We start from the raw sequence: 15,819 nt of genomic DNA, 5'->3' as shown, positions 1-15,819 counted from the left end.
GACGTGGCGGAATGGCGGGCGGCTAAGGCCGCTCCTCGCCGGAGGGGCCGGGCGGGAGGTCGGTCAGGGTAGGCGGGTGCGGGTCCATCGGACGCAGAGCCAGGTCAACAGGGCGGAGAGGGCGAGGAAGATCGCCGTCTCGATCCCTTGCAAGGCCCAGAAGCGGCCGGCGGGCTGGTAGGTCACGAGTTGCCGGTAGCCGAGGGCGGTGAGCTTCGCGAAGCACTCCTGGCCGGCCACAGGATGGGCGTCGGACATCTGCCGCGGCGGGGCCATGCAGGTGGCCGCCCAGGGCGGCGCCGTGACTACCTGCCCGGCGGCGTCGACGGTCTCGGTGGCCAGGACCCAGGCGCCCCGCGGTCCGGCCACGGCCAGGTCCGCCAGCCCGCCGGAGCCGGTCACGCCCAGCTTCGCGACGTTCGCCGCAGTGATCGGGACGGTGTCCCGCACCGCGGGGATCACGTACGGGCGCACCGCGAAAAGCACGGCGACCTGGACGGCGACGAACACGGCGAGGGTGACGGCCATGGCGAGCACGGTGCGGCGCAGCAGAATCCCGGCGGCGACACCAAGGACGAAGGCGAAGACGGCATAGCCGACGGGCACGATCCCGCGTGCGCCGAACACCAGCGGCGAAACGCGCGGAGCGAAGGACTCGTCCCCGATCACGCCGAAGGCGGTGGAAGGCTGGCTGCCGGCGTCGATGGAACCGGCCCACCAGGTGACCGCGAGGCTGAGCAGCCCGGTCGCGATCGCGGCGGCCAGGCCGGTGATGACGAGTTTGGTGGCCAGCCAGCGGGTGCGGGTGACGGTCTGGTTCCACACCAGGCGGTAGGTGCCGGTCTCCAGTTCCCGGGTGACCAGCGGGGCGCCCCAGAAGATGCCGATGATGGCGGGCAGCCCGTACACCAGCATGATGCCGAGGTCGTACACCTGGTCCTCGGCCGAGGTGAGCCGCGCGACGCCGGAGCCGGCCAGTGGCGGGCCGATGATCACGAGGAGGATGGCGAGAGCGGCGAGGAGTCCGTACACCGCCATGGCCTGTGCGCGGAACTGCCGCCAGGTCAGCCAGATCATCGAAGTACCTCCAGGGCGCGGCGGCGGCCGGAGCCGACGCCGGCGGTCCGGCCCATGTAGGCCAGGACGAGGTCTTCCAAACCGATCGTGCTGACGGTCCAGGCGGGGTCGAGGATCGGCGCCTCGGTGTGGATGATGAGCGTGGTCTGCCGGTCGGTGTGGCTGGCGTAGATGACGTGCTGGTCCGCGGGGAGGGTGGCGAGGTCGCGGCGGGGTCCGACCAGCCGGTGGTGGGTGGCCAGGAGTTCGTCGATCTCGCCGGTGATCGCGACCTGGGAGGCGACCAGCACGATGAGGTGGTCACAGACGCGTTCCAGGTCGGCGACCAGGTGGGAGGAGAGCACGACGCTGAGTCCGTGTTCGGCGACGGCCTCCATGAGGTCCTGCAGGACCTCCCGCCGGGCGAGCGGGTCGAGGGCGGCCACCGGCTCGTCGAGGATCAGTAACTCGGGCCGTTTGGCGAGGCCCAGGGTCAGGGCGAGCTGGGCGCGCTGACCGCCCGACAGCTTCCCGGCCCGCTGGTTCGGGTCCAGGCCGAGCCGCTCGATCCGCCGGCGTGCGAGGGCGTCGTCCCAGCCCGGGTTGAGCTGGGCTCCGAGGCGCAGGTGGTCGGAGACGGTCAGCCCGGCATAGGTGGGGGTGTCCTGGGCGACGAAGCCGACCTTCGCCAGTTGCGCCGGGCCGCTGCCGGGGCGGCCGCCGCACACCTCGATGGTGCCCGCCGTCGGCGTCAGCATCCCGGCGGCGAGGTTCAGCAGCGTCGACTTCCCTGCGCCGTTGGGGCCGACCAGGCCGGTCACGTGCCCGGCCGGGATCTCCAGAGTGCAGTCGGTCAGCGCCCAGCGTCGTCGGTACTTCTTGCCCAGTGCTCGGGCCCGCAGGACCGCGGTCATGAGGTCTCCTCCAGAGCCCCCATATCGATGCCCTCGCTGCGCTCGGTCACGCTATGTCCTCCTGAGCGGCGGTCCGAAAGGTGGTCATGAACAGGGCCTCGATGCTCTCGTCGTCAAGCCCGGCCAGACGGGCCTTGGCCAGCCAGCGCCGCAGGTCCTGCCGCAGCGGGCCGTGCGCGGCCAGCGAGGCGTCGGCCAGCGTCCGGGTCACGAACGTGCCGACACCCGGGCGGGCGGCTACGAGCCCGTCGTGTTCGAGTTCGCGGTATGCCTTGAGCACGGTGTTGGGGTTGATCGCCAACCGCGCCACCACGTCCTTGACCGTCGGAAGCTGGTCACCCTCTCGCAGCAGACCCAGCCTCAGCGCCTGCCGTACCTGCTGGACCACCTGCAAGTACGGCGAGACGCCGGACCGGCCGTCCAGATGGAACTCGATCACGCCTTCCTCCATTTAGCTATTCATATAGCACTTTAGACCTTGGGGAAGGCGGCTCGTCAAACTCCGCGTGGCTCGGCCTTGGAGCTCTACGCTGGGCGGCGAGCGAGAGGATTCCGCATGAGCGTGCTCGGCAGGCTGTTCGACAGGTTCCTCGGGTTGCCGGAGGCGGTGGCCGGTGAGGTCGCGGTCGCGCGTGATCTGCGGGTCACGATGCCCGACGGCGCGGTGCTGCTCGCCGATCGCTATCGGCCTCGTGGCGCCGGACCGCTGCCGGTGGTGTTGATGCGCACGCCGTACGGCAAGCACCGGATCGACTCGACGGCGTTCGCGGGCGCGCTGGCCAGGCACGGGATGCAGGTCGTCGTCCAGAACACCCGGGGCGTCTTCGGCTCCGGCGGCCGCTTCCACCCCTTTCATCAGGAGAAGGACGACGGCCTGGCCACGGCGGCGTGGCTGCGGGCGCGGCCGTGGTGTGACGGGCGGCTGGCCATGGCGGGGAGCAGTTATCTCGGGTACACGCAGTGGGCGGTGGGGCCCTACCTCGATCCGCCGCTGGAGGCGATGGGGCTGGGGGTCACGGCCAGCGAGTTCGTCAGCACGTTCTATCCGGGCGGCGTTCTGGGCCTGCACAACCTGCTGACCTGGTCGTCGCTGATCGGCACCCAGGAGGAGGCGCTGCTGGGCGGGCTGCTGCCCGACCCCCGCAAGGAGCGACGCGTACGGCGGGCCATGGCGCACGTCCCCATCGGCACGTCCGACGTGGCGGCGATCGGCAGGCCGGAACCGTTCCTGCGCGAGGTGGCGACCCACGCGGAGCCGGGCGACGACTTCTGGGCGGCCACCGACCACAGCGCGGCCGCGGCCGAGATGACCACGCCGACCAGCATGGTGACCGGCTGGTGGGACCTGTTCCTGCCCGCGCAGCTACGTGACTTCGCCGCGCTGCGGGCGGCGGGGCGGCGCAGCCGGATCACGATCGGCCCGTGGGGGCACGACCTGGGCGCGATACGCGCCATGATGATCGACCAGGTGTCGTGGCTGTCCGCGCACCTGCTCGGCGACACCGCCCAACTGCATCAGGCACCGGTACGCCTCTACCTGCAGAAGGCCAACCGCTGGATGGACTTCGACCGGTGGCCGCCCGCGGAGTCCATTCCGACGCCGCTGTACCTGCGCGACGGCCGGGGGCTCGGCTGGGAGGCGCCGGGCAAGAACGATTCGGGCACGTTCGTCTACGATCCCGCGCGCCCCACCCGATCGCCGGGCGGCCCGATGCTGTCGGCCAAGGAGCTCGGCCAGCGCGACAACCGGGAGGTGGAGCGCCGTTCCGACGTGCTCGTCCACACCGCCCCGCCGCTCACCCGGGATCTCGACCTGGTCGGACCGGTCTCGGCCGTCGTGCACGTCCGGACTGACACGGGGCATGCCGACCTGTTCGTACGGCTCTGCGACGTCGACCCCTCAGGCGTCTCCCGGAACGTCACCGACGGCATCGTTCGCCTGCCCCCAGGCTCGCAGGGCGTGACCCGGGCCGAGGTCGAGCTGCACCCGACCGGGTACCGCTTCCGCAGGGGGCACCGGCTGCGGGTCCAGATGGCGGGGGGCGCGTTCCCGAGGTTCGCGCGTAACCACGGGACCGGCGAGCCGGCGGCCGGGGCCGTGCGGACGCGGCGCACCTCGTTCGAAATCTTCCATGGCCCGGAATATCCGTCGGCATTGATCCTTCTGCTCCTAGGAAATAGATAAAAGGAACAAATGCCACTTATCGCGAACATGGTCAATTAGCGGCGGCGGGAGGGACGTCGTAGCCTCGGAAGATGGATCCGGATCGCGGTCGTCACGAATGGGGCGATCGAGGTAGAAAACGCACAGTAATCGCAGGCTGCCTGGTGGTCTGCGGCATCGGCGCGATTATCTGGCTGATTGCTCTGGGCGTGATCTGGTATTTCTTTTTACGATCATAATGCCCTTCGGGAACCAGGGCGCCGACGGTATTTCACGGGCGCGCGTCCGTGACGACTCAGAAATGCTGCAGCCCGGTCACCCGGAGCAGGTCGAGTGCCGTGGCCTCGGGGGATCCCGGCTCGGCCGAGTAGACGAGCATGGTCTGGCTGCTGTCCGGGAGCAGGAGGGTGTCGCAGTCGAGCGTGATCGTTCCCAGGCTGGGATGGCCGATGCTCTTGGACGCGGTACGCCATGGGGAGGATCGGCCCTCCCGCCAGAGCTCGTCGAATCGCGGGCTGCCACGGCGGAGTTCCCTGATCAGTTGGGCCAGGTCGGGGTCGTTGGGGTAGCGGGCATGGGCGGCACGTAGGGTGCCGACCGAGGCGCGGGCAGCCGCGTCGTCCTCGTCCGGGCCCGCGGCGACCTGGCAGCGGCTGCTACCGAGAAAGCGCTGCCAGATGAGGTTGCGTTGCCGCCGCGGCCATGCGGACATGTCGCCTTGAAGTGCCGCCGCGAGGGGATTCCAGGCCAGCACGTCGCCCTTGGCCGACAGCACCAGCACGGGCAGATCCGCCATGCGGTCCAGCAGCCGGAACACGCTCGGCCGTACGACCATCGCGATGCGTCCGGCCTGAGGCGGCTCGTGGTCGGCGAGCCGGAATATCAGGTCACGGTCATCGTCGTCGAGCCGCAGGGCCTGGGCCAACGCGGCGATGACCTGGCTCGAGGGCCGTGGCCCGCGCCCCTGCTCGAGCCGGACCACGTAATCGACGCTCAGACCCGCGAGCATGGCCACTTCCTCCCGGCGCAGACCCGGCACCTGGCGGCGCATCCCCATCGGCAGCCCGACGTCCTGCGGTCGTATCCGGGCCCGGGCTGTACGGAGTACTTCGGCGAGTTCAGGGCGGTTCACTCCTCGATGATGCCGCAGCGAGGGCGTCGGCCGGGTGGTACCGCAGGTCCCATGCCTCAGCGGTCCTGGCGAGCCAAGACGCGGGCACTGATGATCGACTCCATGACAGACGTGAAGACGGTGGCACTGGTCACCGGAGCGAACAAAGGGCTGGGCCGGGAGACCGTACGCCGCCTGGCCGAAAGACAATGGCTGGTCCTCCTGGCCGCTCGGGACCGGGAACGGGGCAGGCACGCCGCGGACACGCTGACGGGTGAGGGGCTCGACGTCGAGTTCGTCGAGCTCGACGTGACCTCGGACGAATCCGTGGCGGCGGCCGTGAAGGCCGTCGCCGAGCGCGTGGATCACCTGGATGTGCTGGTCAACAACGCCGGCGTCGGTGGTCCGTTGCTGGATCCGGCCGACATGGACGCCGACACGCTACGGGAGCTGTTCGAGGTCAACGTGTTCGGACAGGTGCGGGTTACCCACGCGTTCCTGCCGTTGCTTCGGAGGTCGGAACAGCCCCGCATCGTCATGGTGTCCAGCGCTCTCGCCTCACTGACACACGCCGGCGACCCCGCCCGCCCCGAGTCCGGCTTCCTGAGCCTCGACTATGCCTCATCGAAGGCGGCGCTCAACATGATCGTGTCCCAATACGCCCGAGCGCTGCCCGGGTTCAAGGTCAACTCTGCGGATCCGGGCAACCCCGCCACCGACATGAACCATCACACGGGTATCCATACCGTCGCCGAGGGGGCCACTGCGATCATCAAGTTGGCCACCTTGGACGCTGACGGGCCGACCGGAGGCTTCTTCGACGCCAACGGTCCCGTCCCCTGGTAGGAGCGAAGATGACCACGATTCTGACCATCGGGCTGCATCCGAGCTCGATCGACTACACCAAGCATCCGGGCCTCGATGAGGTGACACTCACCACACGGATCGAGCAGGGCAATGCGGCCCTGCGAGCGGCGGGCTTCGACGCGGTGTCGTGCCTGATCGGTACCGACCCGGACGAAGCAGAGAAGACCATCCGTGAACGGTTGTCCAAGGGCCCCGTCGGCCTGGCCATGATCGGAGGTGGTCTGCGCATGGCACCCGAGCACACCCTCCTGTTCGAACGGCTGATCAACGTACTGGTGACGACGACACCCGGAATCCGGTTCTGCTTCAACACCACACCTGAGACGACGGTCGACGCCATTCGCCGTTGGATATAACCCTCCGTCCAGGCCTGGGAACCTCTCGCCGCTCGGCGGCGTACGTCACGTGAGAGCAGGGGAGGTTCGATGAGGCGAATGGCAATCGGAGCGGTGCTCATAGTGGCTGTCGGCTGCACCACCAGCGGCCAAGTGGCGCAGCCGAGATCGGCGGCCACAGCGCCCGCCGCCACCGGCGAGGCGGGGTCGCGGACACCGGCCGGGACAGGCAAATCAGCCGGGTCGCAGGCGCCGGCTCTGTCGGAAACGCCGGCCGTGTCGCAGACGATGGCGGTGGAGACGCCGACGCCCGCCACCACCAAGGTGGCGTGTCATGGGACGTCGATGATCACCCAGGGCGGCGGGTTTCCCGAGGTGCGGGGGGTCTCGCGGGATGCCGAGGTGTGGGGGTTGCTGTTCGCTCCGGTTCCGTTCAAGCGGGGCAAGGAGGTCAAGATCGTGTGGCGGATGACCGGCGAGGGGTCGCTGAAGGTCACGGCCGCACTGCCTGACGGCACGCGGGCCAAGCCCACGTTCGGGCCCGACCAGCACGGCGGCTCTTCGTGGCACCGACCGGGGGAGGAGTGGGGCACGGGGTTCGTGTTCCCCAAGGCCGGGTGCTACCGGGTGGACCTGACGCGGACCCGCGGATCCGGCCACCTCTGGCTTCCGGTGAAATGAGCCGGTGGAAGGAGTCAGTGGCCGAGGACTCGGTCGATGAAGGTGGTGACGTCTGTCAGGACTTCGTCCCGGTTCGTCTCGTTGAACACCTCGTGCCGGGCATCCGGATAGATCCGTTCGGTCAGGTCGTCGCCGCGGATCGTCTCGATGCCGGTACGGCTGGAGGTCAGCGGGACGAGCTGGTCGTCGGCGCCGTGGATCCAGAGCGTGGGCAGGCTGCCGAGTGTTCCGCCCTTCGCGATCGAGGCGATCGTCGTGGCGAACGCCTCCAGCGTGGGTCGTTTGAACGGTCCGTGCCAGACCAGCGGATCCTCGGCGTAGGCGACGCCGACGGCCGGGTCACGCGAGAGGGTGGCCGGGTCGATGGGGATGTCGGGGAGCTCTTCGAGGGACAGCAGGACGGGGATCACCTCCCATTCGCCGATCACCGGGCCCGACAGGACGAGCGCGGCCAGCCCGTCGCCGTAGCGCTGGGCGTAGCGGGCCGCGATCATGCCGCCCATCGAGTGGCCGATCAGCACCACCGGTACGCGCGGATGGTCGGCCCTGGCCTGTTCCTCCACGGCATGTACGTCGGACACCACGTCCTCGAAGTCGACGACGAGTGCCCGGTCGCCCGCCGACTTGCCGTGGCCGACGTGGTCGAGTCCGTAGACCGCGGCGCCGTGCCGTACCAGGGTGTCGGCCACGTACTCATAACGGCCGATGTGCTCGCCGTACCCGTGGACCAGGACGGCGATGTAGCGCGGCTCGTCGTGCGGCCATTCCCGCACCACGATCGTGGCGCGCGTGCCGGTGAACGTGCGTTCCCTCGAACTGGCCATGTCACTCCGTGCGTCGGAATGCGGCGAGCGTACGCCCCGCCCGGCCCAGCGGTCCAGCATCCGGACAAGGGGTGAAAAATTACTGCCATGCGTGACAAGTGTGGCGAAAACTGTTTTAATCCCACGCTAGGTGCCACCGGGGCGGCACAGGCCCCGTGTGACCGTTTTTCCTCGAAATCACGGCTTCGTGGGGAAAGGCAGGCCCGTGGGAGCTCCAAGTGGCGAAGTCATCGTCACGGGCGGTCTCGGATTCATCGGCTCACATCTGGTGGACGCGTATCTTACCGCGGGCCACCGAGTAATGATCATCGACTCCAACGCGGGCGCGGTCATCGACGGCGAGGACTACGACGCCGACCCCCGCTGCACGGTCGTCCGGCAGCGGGTGGAGGACTACCTGGCGGCGGGCGGCGACTTCACCGGTGCCGACCGCGTCATCCACGCCGCCTCGTACGTCGGCCCCGCGAGCATCCTGTCCAGAGCCGGCCGGCTCGGGCACGACATCATCGGCAGCACCGCGCCGGTCATCGACGCCTGCATCGGCGCCGGTGCGCCGCTGTGCCTGTTCAGCTCGGCCGAGGTGTACGGCCGCAGCGGCGTGCTCGACGAGAAGGACGACATCCTCGTACCGACGCAGTACAACACCCGCATCGAGTACGCGATCGCCAAGACGCTGGCCGAGGCGATGGTCTCCAACAGCCGTCAGCACGGGCTGCGCGGGGTCGTCATCCGCCCGTTCAACGTGGCGGGGGCGCGGCAGTCGCGGGCGGGCGGGTTCGTCATGCCGACGTTCGTCCAGCAGGCGCTGGCCGAGAAGCCGATCACCGTGTTCGCGGGCGGCGAGCAGGTCAGGGCGTTCATCGCGGCGAGCGACCTGACCAGGTTTCTCATCGGCTACATGGACGCGGCGCTGGACAGCGACGACATCATCATCAACGTCGGCAACCCGGCGAACGCGATCACCATCATGGAGCTGGCCCACCGGGTGAAGGACCTGCTCGGCAGCCCGTCGCCCATCGTCAGCGTCGACGGCAGGAGCGTCCACGGGCCGCACTACGCCGAGGCCGAGTCGTTCCACAAGATCCCGGCGCTGCGGGCGGCGACGGGGCTCGGCTGGCAGCCGCGGATCGCGCTCGACGAGCTGATCCTGAGCACCGCCGAGTACTACCGCGCCCGCGAGGATCGGAGGGCAGTGAATGCGCCGCTTTGACCGGGTGCTGGTGATCTCTCCCCACGCCGACGACGAGGTACTCGGCTGCGGCGGCCTGATCGCCGCCCAGGTCGAGGCGGGGGCCGAGGTCCACGTCCTGTATCTGGCGGTCGACGGGATGCGGCACTACGGCCTCGACGGTGCCACCAGCTATCGGCAGCGGCTGGACGAGATCGAGGCCGTCCGGTCCACGCTGGGCTTCACGTACGACATCGCGTACGGCGACCTGGACCTGACCGAGCGGCTGGACACGCTGCCGCGCCGGGAGCTGGTCGACCTGTTCGAGCGGGCGCTGAACGAGCGGCGGCCCGACCTGCTGCTGCTGCCGAGCTTCGCCGACTACGACCAGGATCACCTGGCGGTGTTCGGCGCCGGGTTCGCGGCGGCCCGGCCCATCGCCCAGCAGTTCGGCAAGTGGCTGGTGCCGACCGTGCTGCTGTACGAGATGTCGAAGATTCAGTGGGCGGCCGAGCCGATGCCACGTTCCACGGCGTTCTGCGACATCAGCTCCCATATGGCACGCAAGCTGGAGGCGCTGCGCGGCTACCAGAGCCAGCACCGGCCCTCGCCGCACATCAGGAGCGAGGAGTCGGTGACGGCACTGGCGACGCTGCGCGGGGCGGAGATCGGAGTCACTCACGCCGAAGCGTTCGGCGTACTTAGGGAGGTCCTGTGAAGAAGTTCGCCTTCTGCACCGGCATGGAATTCGCGGCCCCGGCCGTGGACGTGCTGGCTGCTCAGGGCACTCCCCCGGCGCTGCTCATCGGCTATCCGCCCGAGTTACAGCACCGCTCGGGCTACGCGCCGCTGCGGGAGGCGGCGGAGAAGTACGACATCCCGCTGCTGGAGACCGCCGACATCAACGACGGCCGGGCGCACGAGCTGGTCACCAGCCTGGGCATCGACCTGTTCGTGGTGGCCGGCTGGTCGCAGCTGGTCCGCGAACCGCTGCTGTCGGCGTGCCCGCTCGGCTCCGTCGGGCTGCACCCCACCCGGCTGCCCGAGGGCCGGGGACGGGCGCCGCTGCCCTGGACGATCATCAAGGGCATCCGGTCGAGCGCGGTCAGCGTGTTCTTCCTGAACGAAGGCGCCGACGAGGGCGAGCTGATCGCCCAGCGCGAGTTCGCGGTGAGCCGTCGCGACGACGTCACCGAGGTCTACCGCAAGGTGACCGAGATCAACATCGAACTGCTCGCCAAGTACGTCCCACTGCTGCTCGCCGGCCAGGTGGTGGCCCGCCCGCAGCCGCCGGGCGGCTCCGTGTGGGAACGGCGGCGGCCGGAGGACGGCCTGATCGACTGGACCAAGTCCGCGAGCGAGGTCTACGACTGGGTACGCGCGCTGGCCGCGCCGTACCCGGGAGCCTTCACCTTCGTCGGCGGACGCAAGCTGTTCGTGCACAGCGCCGACCTCATCGAGTGGGGCGACCACCGGGAGCCGCCGGGCACCCTGCTGGCGCCGGTCTGGTCGACCGGCAGCGCCGGAGTCCTGGTGGCGTGCGGCTCCGGGCTGCTCGTCGTCCGCGAGGCGCAGTGGGAGGGGACCGGACGGCGTGACGCGCTGGCCCTCCTGGAGGCGGGCGAACTCGCGGCCGGCACATGCCTGGGGACGTAACGCTCACCGGGGCGGTGATGGCGCATCCCAAGCGCAGGGAGGCGGCCATCAGGCTGGCGGGCGGTGTCCTGGACGTGGTCACCGACCCGGATCCGAGCGGGCGGCCGTCGGCGTTCCGGACGTCACTGCTGGCCTGGTCGAGCATCCCCGAAGGCGCCACGCACCACGTACTGCTGCACGACGACATGGTGCTGTCCGGCACGTTCTTCGAGCGGGCGACGATGGCCGCCCAGGCCATGCCGGACGCGGCGCTGGCGCTGTTCGCGTTCTGGAACTCGCGCAACGGCGCCGCCGTACGGCTGGGCGCGCTCGCCGGGGCACGCTGGGTGCGCGGGGCCGGGGAGTACACGCCCGTCGCGGCGCTGCTGCTCCCCCGCCGGGTCGCCGAGGGGTACGTGGAGTGGGCCCGCGATCGGGGCGACACGTGGCCGGACGACGTGCTGATGGGCCGCTATCTCCGGCAGGCCGGCGTGCCGGTGTACGTCGCGGTGCCCAGCCTGGCCGAGCACGAGGACCTGGCGAGCCTGGTGGAGAACGACTTCCAGGGCCTGCGGCGCTCGCCCTGCTTCTTCGCCGACGATCCGCTCTCCCGTGAGGATCGGCTGCTCGGGTCCTTGGCCGCGATCCCGTTCTTCAAGCGAGGGGTGGCGCAGTGCGCGGTGCCCGGCGCTTCGGGATGGCGGGACATCCGGTGCGAGGACTACCTGGACGGGCGCGGCTTCGACGTCGATGCTCTGCGCGCGCGGTACGAGGGCCCTTGGTGGCAGCTCTGGCTGACGGCCTTCACGATGGGCGTGGTGGGGGAAGGCTCCGGGGATCCTCGGGTGGTGGATCGGGCGCTGGAGACCATGGGGCCCGGGGGGCTCTGTCATGAGCTCGGGTCGCGCGAGCTGGCCCGGCTGTCGGACGAACTGCTCGGCGTTTCGCGGGCCGGGCTCGCGGCGGGGCGCGCGGCGTCTCCGCAGGCTGTGGAACGGCCGACGGTGGCCGTGACCGGGGCTGACACGTGGCTGCGCGAGCAGGTCACGTGGGCGCTCGCCGACCGGGGGTACCTGGGTGCCGATGATCCCGACGCGGTGGTGCACGTCTGCGCGCTGGACGGCGATCCTGATGAGGAGGTACGGCTGGCGCGCGCGGCCTTCTCGGGCTTCGGCGGGCGGAAGGTCTTGGTCGGCTCGCGCGGGATGGAGGTCGAGGACGCGGTGGTGTTGCGTCTCGGCGAGCCGTACGGGCCGGGGATGCCGCAGGGCGGGATCGTGGCGGACTCAGTGCTGCGGTCGTCGCTGAACCGGCCGCTGCGGGCCGGTGACGGGGTCCTGCGACTGGTGCATGTACGGGATGTCGCCGCTGCCGTCATCGCCGCTCTGGCCCGTGGGGCCGGGGTGTTCGACATCGCCGGCCCGGAGCCGGTGAGCGGGTGGGAGTTGGCGAAGGCGGTGGCCAAGGCGGTCCGGCCCGTGCCGATCGAGGGCGCCTGGGGTGTGGCGGCGGCGGGAGCGGTGGTGAGCGTCGAGCGGGCCTTCGGTGAGCTGGGGTGGCGGCCGGAGGTGGAGCTCGACTACGGACTGCACACGTGTGCGCAGTGGCTGGCCTACGAGAGCGACCGCCAGTAGAGCCGTCCGTCGGGGGCCGCGATGACGAGCCGTCCTGAGGCGGCGGCCAGCGCTGAAAGGACCGGGGCTGGGCCGAGGTCGGTCCAGTCGGTGTTGTGGCGGTCGACCGGTCTCGTCAGCACGCGGTCGGCCGCGATGGCGTACAGGCGGCCGTTCATCGCCGTCAGGCTCGTGGCTCCTCCCCCGGTGCCCATTCGGGTCCAGGTGGCGTCCGTGAGGCGGCGGATGGGGAGGTGCCAGAGTTCGTCGTCCGAGGTGACGGCGAACAGGGCCTCGTCGGCGCCGGCCAGGCCCGTGGCGTGCTCCGGGGCTCGGCTGACGTCCGCCCACGGGGCGGAGGTGAGGACGGGGTCGCGGTAGCGGATGGCGCCGTCGGGGGCCAGGCCGTACAGGCCCGCCGGTGGGCCGCCGTGGGCCTCGCGGGGGGCGGCGAGCGCCAGGGCGTCGGTGGTGTCGATCGGGCGCCAGGGCAGGTTCTGGCCGGACAGGTCACGCGCGCTCAGCACCCCGCCGGCCCCGGCCGCGAACAGCCGGTTCTCACACACGACGAGCGCGACCGGCTGCGACTGGACTTCCACAGGAGGGGCCATGGGAGGCCCGGCCGTCGCGGGCCGGGATTCCGGGGCTGGGAGCAGCGGGGTGGCCGAGGCCGGGTGCGCGGGGCCGACTGGGCCGATGTCCTCCCACAGGGGTGGGCCCGGGGGGCGGGAGAGGTGGTTCAGGACGTTGCGGGTGATGTGGGACAGGATCGGGTCGGTGGCCAGGGTGTTGCCCCAGTTGATGGTGCCCGCGTTGAAGATCGTCCCGGCGCCCAGCCGGTGCACCCCCATGGTGGCCGCGCCACCCCTGCCGTACCTGCGCCAGTGCGACAGGTCCGCCGTGGCGAGGACGACGAACGACGGCGGGGTGCCGTCGTGGCCCGTGGCCCGGGGGACGCCGTCCAGCCACTCCAGGTCGGCGGCGTCCGTCTCGTAGCCGAGCGCGCCCCTGCCGAACGTGTCGCCGTCTCGCAGGCCGGTGCCCGCGTAGACCCAGTGGTCGGTGAAGCGCGCCGTGTAGGACTCCTGGGACATCACGCGCGAGTCGACCCAGCAGCCGGCGCCGTTGCGGAAGGTCAGGCCGGTGAGGGTGTTCTCGGGGCGGTTGACGGGGTCGCTGGGCCACTCGACCGTGGTGCGGCCGGGGTCGGTGCGCGAGAGGGGGTCGGCGACGGCGTCGCGGTAGCAGACCATCGTCCGGAGGTCGTCCTCGAAGCGGACCTGCCACCAGCAGGTGTTTCCGGAGAATATGGCGATATTTCCACCGGCCCGCGCGAACGCCTCCACCGCGTCCCGCATCTCCCACGACCAGTACTCGTCGTGCCCGTTGATCACCAGCAGCCGGTAACGGCTCAGCAGGTCGAGACCATCGTGCAGGTCCAGCCCCGAGCAGTAGTCGACGGCGTACCCCGACGGCCCGAGCCAGCGCAGCAGCCCGAGCTCCCACTCCTCGACCTGCGGCCCGGCGCCCGGCCGGTCGAAGCTGACCTTGACCGCGCGATCGGGCTGCTCGGACTGGTAGAGCCCCTCACCGGGCACGCCGGGCCGGTTGTACGCCTCCCAGGTGGGAAAGGGAATCGCCACCATCACCGGCGAAGCAGGAACCTGACCACGTACGACGAAATATGCGGACGAATCGCCCAGGACGGCGCGATAGAGCGAGCTGGGCCAGTCCGTGCCCACCTTGAGCGTCCAGGTGTCGCCCTCGGCCGTGTCCCGGAACACGACCCGCCCCGTCGGCACGTCCTCGACCAGGATCGCGCCCCCGCCCGCGAGCAGGTGGAACCGGAGCGTCTCCCCCTGCGCGCACGACGTGGCCGCCGCGTACAGGCTCACGCGAACGCCGCCTCGACCAGCATCGACTCCATGTCGAACAGGAAGCGCTCGATCCCCGGCGGCGCGAGCAGCCCGGTGTCGGCGTACAGCGACACCTCCATCCGCCCCGGCTCGCCGCCGACGTGCAGCCGGAAGTCGCAGATGTTGCGGTCCATGGTGTCCGTCCAGACCAGTTCGGTCCGGCCCATTGAGGAGCGTACGGCCCGTTCGTCCAGACCTGTCACCCCGTCGCGCTGCACCAGCCGCTGGTCATTGAAGCAGCCGAACGACCTGATCCCCGGCCCCACGGCCGACACCGCCTCCTCCATCGCGTACGGATCGAACTGGGCCTGCCGGTACGCCCGCACGGCCACCTGCCAGCCCTGCCGGACCAGCTCCCCGAAGTCCGGCGTACCGAGGTCGAGCAGCACGAGCCCCTCCTGCGAGATCGTCGAGACCACGTCGCGGCGCTCGGCCGCGAACCGGTTGTTGACGATCACCCGCATGCCGCAGAACCGCTGGCCCGTGAGCCGCCCGGCGAGCTTGACCGCGGCCGTGAGCAGCACCGTCGAGGAACTCACCCGCTCGCGCGCGGCCACGGCCTGCGCCGCCGCGGCGATGGCCGCGGAGGTCATCGTGGCCTCCCAGAACCTCGGGCGCCGCAGGACGTCCGACAGGGCCACGGGATCCATGCGCCGGTATTCGGACAGCCAGAAGGCCAGGGCATCGTCGGACGTACGCTTGCCCTCGGCCGAGCGCTGCCACTCGGCGAGCTCGCGCGGCGTGGCGCTCTCCACCGGTGGCAGCGAGTCGCGCAGCAGGAGCAGCCGGAAGTCCTTCACCAGGAGCTCGGCCGCGTGCCCGTCGGCGGCCAGGTGACAGACCACCAGCACGACATGCCGGACATAGTCGCCAGTCACGAGGAACGCCACCCGCAGCGGCCACTCCTCCCAGTAGTCGAACGGCTCGGCCGACAGCCGGTCGCACACCACCTGAGCGGATTCGTCCGTCACCTCGACGTACGGCCGGGCGATGGGTGAGATCCGCTGCCGGGGGCAGTCGCGGGGGCCGCTGAGCCGGGTGCGCAGCGCCTCGTGCCTGGCCACGAGCTCGTCCAGGGCCTTGATGGCGCGCTCGACGGTGACGGGCCGCTTCGGCGCGGCGAAGATCCGGCCGATGTTGAGATAGTGCTCCTGTGGCCGCGCCGCCACGACGGCCCGCCAGATGTCCTGCTGCCCCCAGGTGAGCGGCGACTCAAGCATGGAGCCGTAAGTAGTCCACCAGCTCGTCCAGGCTGTCGGCCGAGGTCAGGTCCAGCTCGACGCCGAACTCCGCCTCCACCGCGTCGATCAGCCTGAGATAGCCGAGTGAGGTGACGCCGAGATCGGCCAGCCTGGCCTCTCCGGCCAGCACCTCTTCGGCCTCGACCGCGCCGTCGGTGGCCTTGGCGACCATGTCGGCGAGCCGTCCGCGTAGTTCCCCGTCCGTCTGCACCTGGCAAAGCCCTCCCGTTTTCAGGGAAATCCGGGGCGAGTGTGTCACGCGGGGCCAGACGGCGGCAAGCGTCTGCCGGTAAG

Annotated in this window: 17 protein-coding genes; 9 read left to right on the top strand and 8 right to left on the bottom strand. The window is 70.4% G+C overall.

What is annotated here, in order from left to right; genetic code table 11:
* Window positions 1-63: 63 nt before the first annotated feature.
* From AB0B91_RS06780 to AB0B91_RS06770, 3 genes are read right to left on the bottom strand one after another with little or no spacing between them, the layout of a single operon-like run.
* On the bottom strand, window positions 64-1,077 hold the full coding sequence (locus tag AB0B91_RS06780; protein ID WP_358316765.1) for an ABC transporter permease: 1,014 nt from the start codon (window positions 1,075-1,077) through the stop codon (window positions 64-66).
* Window positions 1,074-1,970: an ABC transporter ATP-binding protein gene (locus AB0B91_RS06775; protein ID WP_358316762.1), complete on the bottom strand. Its 897-nt coding sequence runs from the start codon at window positions 1,968-1,970 to the stop codon at window positions 1,074-1,076. Before AB0B91_RS06775 ends, AB0B91_RS06780 begins: the two co-directional genes overlap by 4 nt.
* A gap of 46 nt (window positions 1,971-2,016) precedes the next feature.
* Window positions 2,017-2,409: a GntR family transcriptional regulator gene (locus AB0B91_RS06770; RefSeq protein WP_358316759.1), complete on the bottom strand. Its 393-nt coding sequence runs from the start codon at window positions 2,407-2,409 to the stop codon at window positions 2,017-2,019.
* 117 nt (window positions 2,410-2,526) lie between these two features.
* On the opposite strand from AB0B91_RS06770, the gene AB0B91_RS06765 reads away from it, so the two are divergent.
* A complete protein-coding gene (locus tag AB0B91_RS06765; protein ID WP_358316757.1) occupies window positions 2,527-4,155 on the top strand; it encodes a CocE/NonD family hydrolase in 1,629 nt (542 codons plus the stop codon).
* 71 nt (window positions 4,156-4,226) lie between these two features.
* On the top strand, window positions 4,227-4,373 hold the full coding sequence (locus AB0B91_RS06760) for a hypothetical protein (RefSeq protein WP_358040335.1): 147 nt from the start codon (window positions 4,227-4,229) through the stop codon (window positions 4,371-4,373).
* Between the two features lie 56 nt (window positions 4,374-4,429).
* Here AB0B91_RS06760 and AB0B91_RS06755 read toward each other — a convergent pair whose 3' ends face one another.
* On the bottom strand, window positions 4,430-5,266 hold the full coding sequence (locus tag AB0B91_RS06755; RefSeq protein ID WP_358316754.1) for a helix-turn-helix transcriptional regulator: 837 nt from the start codon (window positions 5,264-5,266) through the stop codon (window positions 4,430-4,432).
* A gap of 102 nt (window positions 5,267-5,368) precedes the next feature.
* Between AB0B91_RS06755 and AB0B91_RS06750 the strand changes: the two genes are divergently transcribed.
* The 3 genes from AB0B91_RS06750 to AB0B91_RS06740 all read left to right on the top strand — a co-directional run bounded on the left by AB0B91_RS06750 (window position 5,369) and on the right by AB0B91_RS06740 (window position 7,128).
* On the top strand, window positions 5,369-6,091 hold the full coding sequence (locus tag AB0B91_RS06750) for an SDR family oxidoreductase (protein WP_358316751.1): 723 nt from the start codon (window positions 5,369-5,371) through the stop codon (window positions 6,089-6,091).
* An 8-nt stretch (window positions 6,092-6,099) separates the two neighbouring features.
* Window positions 6,100-6,468, top strand: coding sequence for a hypothetical protein (locus AB0B91_RS06745; RefSeq protein ID WP_358316748.1), 369 nt, complete (start codon window positions 6,100-6,102; stop codon window positions 6,466-6,468).
* Window positions 6,469-6,537: 69 nt separating this feature from the next.
* Window positions 6,538-7,128 (top strand): hypothetical protein, encoded by a 591-nt coding sequence (locus AB0B91_RS06740; RefSeq protein WP_358316745.1) that lies wholly within the window; start codon window positions 6,538-6,540, stop codon window positions 7,126-7,128.
* A gap of 14 nt (window positions 7,129-7,142) precedes the next feature.
* Here the strand turns inward: AB0B91_RS06740 and AB0B91_RS06735 are convergent, their stop codons facing one another.
* Window positions 7,143-7,952, bottom strand: coding sequence for a lysophospholipase (locus tag AB0B91_RS06735; RefSeq protein WP_358316742.1), 810 nt, complete (start codon window positions 7,950-7,952; stop codon window positions 7,143-7,145).
* A gap of 130 nt (window positions 7,953-8,082) precedes the next feature.
* On the opposite strand from AB0B91_RS06735, the gene AB0B91_RS06730 reads away from it, so the two are divergent.
* From AB0B91_RS06730 to AB0B91_RS06715, 4 genes are read left to right on the top strand one after another with little or no spacing between them, the layout of a single operon-like run.
* Window positions 8,083-9,162, top strand: a complete 1,080-nt coding sequence (locus tag AB0B91_RS06730) for an NAD-dependent epimerase/dehydratase family protein (protein WP_358316739.1) — start codon at window positions 8,083-8,085, stop codon at window positions 9,160-9,162.
* Window positions 9,149-9,838: a PIG-L family deacetylase gene (locus tag AB0B91_RS06725; RefSeq protein ID WP_358316736.1), complete on the top strand. Its 690-nt coding sequence runs from the start codon at window positions 9,149-9,151 to the stop codon at window positions 9,836-9,838. Before AB0B91_RS06730 ends, AB0B91_RS06725 begins: the two co-directional genes overlap by 14 nt.
* On the top strand, window positions 9,835-10,776 hold the full coding sequence (locus AB0B91_RS06720) for a methionyl-tRNA formyltransferase (protein ID WP_358316733.1): 942 nt from the start codon (window positions 9,835-9,837) through the stop codon (window positions 10,774-10,776). Before AB0B91_RS06725 ends, AB0B91_RS06720 begins: the two co-directional genes overlap by 4 nt.
* Window positions 10,761-12,389 (top strand): hypothetical protein, encoded by a 1,629-nt coding sequence (locus tag AB0B91_RS06715; RefSeq protein WP_358316730.1) that lies wholly within the window; start codon window positions 10,761-10,763, stop codon window positions 12,387-12,389. The genes AB0B91_RS06720 and AB0B91_RS06715 overlap by 16 nt, the downstream gene beginning before the upstream one ends.
* Here AB0B91_RS06715 and AB0B91_RS06710 read toward each other — a convergent pair.
* Genes AB0B91_RS06710 through AB0B91_RS06700 form a run of 3 tightly spaced genes read right to left on the bottom strand, consistent with a single transcriptional unit; the run spans window position 12,368 to window position 15,736 of the window.
* On the bottom strand, window positions 12,368-14,263 hold the full coding sequence (locus tag AB0B91_RS06710) for a N,N-dimethylformamidase beta subunit family domain-containing protein (RefSeq protein ID WP_358316727.1): 1,896 nt from the start codon (window positions 14,261-14,263) through the stop codon (window positions 12,368-12,370). The two genes, AB0B91_RS06715 and AB0B91_RS06710, sit on opposite strands and share 22 nt — an antisense overlap.
* A complete protein-coding gene (locus AB0B91_RS06705) occupies window positions 14,260-15,504 on the bottom strand; it encodes a condensation domain-containing protein (protein ID WP_358316724.1) in 1,245 nt (414 codons plus the stop codon). The genes AB0B91_RS06710 and AB0B91_RS06705 overlap by 4 nt, the downstream gene beginning before the upstream one ends.
* Window positions 15,497-15,736, bottom strand: a complete 240-nt coding sequence (locus tag AB0B91_RS06700; RefSeq protein WP_358316721.1) for an acyl carrier protein — start codon at window positions 15,734-15,736, stop codon at window positions 15,497-15,499. The genes AB0B91_RS06705 and AB0B91_RS06700 overlap by 8 nt, the downstream gene beginning before the upstream one ends.
* Window positions 15,737-15,819: the final 83 nt, after the last annotated feature.

Origin of the sequence: Nonomuraea sp. NPDC049141, assembly GCF_040648415.1 — a bacterium.
Taxonomy (GTDB): domain Bacteria; phylum Actinomycetota; class Actinomycetes; order Streptosporangiales; family Streptosporangiaceae; genus Nonomuraea.
This window is presented reverse-complemented; position numbering and strand designations above follow the sequence as displayed.

Coding starts and splice junctions, on each gene's coding strand:
- AB0B91_RS06780 (WP_358316765.1), bottom strand. CDS start 1,077: ATGATCTGGCTGACCTGGCGGCAGTTCCGCGCACAGGCCATGGCGGTG.
- AB0B91_RS06775 (WP_358316762.1), bottom strand. CDS start 1,970: ATGACCGCGGTCCTGCGGGCCCGAGCACTGGGCAAGAAGTACCGACGA.
- AB0B91_RS06765 (WP_358316757.1), top strand. CDS start 2,527: ATGAGCGTGCTCGGCAGGCTGTTCGACAGGTTCCTCGGGTTGCCGGAG.
- AB0B91_RS06760 (WP_358040335.1), top strand. CDS start 4,227: ATGGATCCGGATCGCGGTCGTCACGAATGGGGCGATCGAGGTAGAAAA.
- AB0B91_RS06750 (WP_358316751.1), top strand. CDS start 5,369: ATGACAGACGTGAAGACGGTGGCACTGGTCACCGGAGCGAACAAAGGG.
- AB0B91_RS06745 (WP_358316748.1), top strand. CDS start 6,100: ATGACCACGATTCTGACCATCGGGCTGCATCCGAGCTCGATCGACTAC.
- AB0B91_RS06740 (WP_358316745.1), top strand. CDS start 6,538: ATGAGGCGAATGGCAATCGGAGCGGTGCTCATAGTGGCTGTCGGCTGC.
- AB0B91_RS06735 (WP_358316742.1), bottom strand. CDS start 7,952: ATGGCCAGTTCGAGGGAACGCACGTTCACCGGCACGCGCGCCACGATC.
- AB0B91_RS06725 (WP_358316736.1), top strand. CDS start 9,149: ATGCGCCGCTTTGACCGGGTGCTGGTGATCTCTCCCCACGCCGACGAC.
- AB0B91_RS06715 (WP_358316730.1), top strand. CDS start 10,761: ATGCCTGGGGACGTAACGCTCACCGGGGCGGTGATGGCGCATCCCAAG.
- AB0B91_RS06705 (WP_358316724.1), bottom strand. CDS start 15,504: ATGCTTGAGTCGCCGCTCACCTGGGGGCAGCAGGACATCTGGCGGGCC.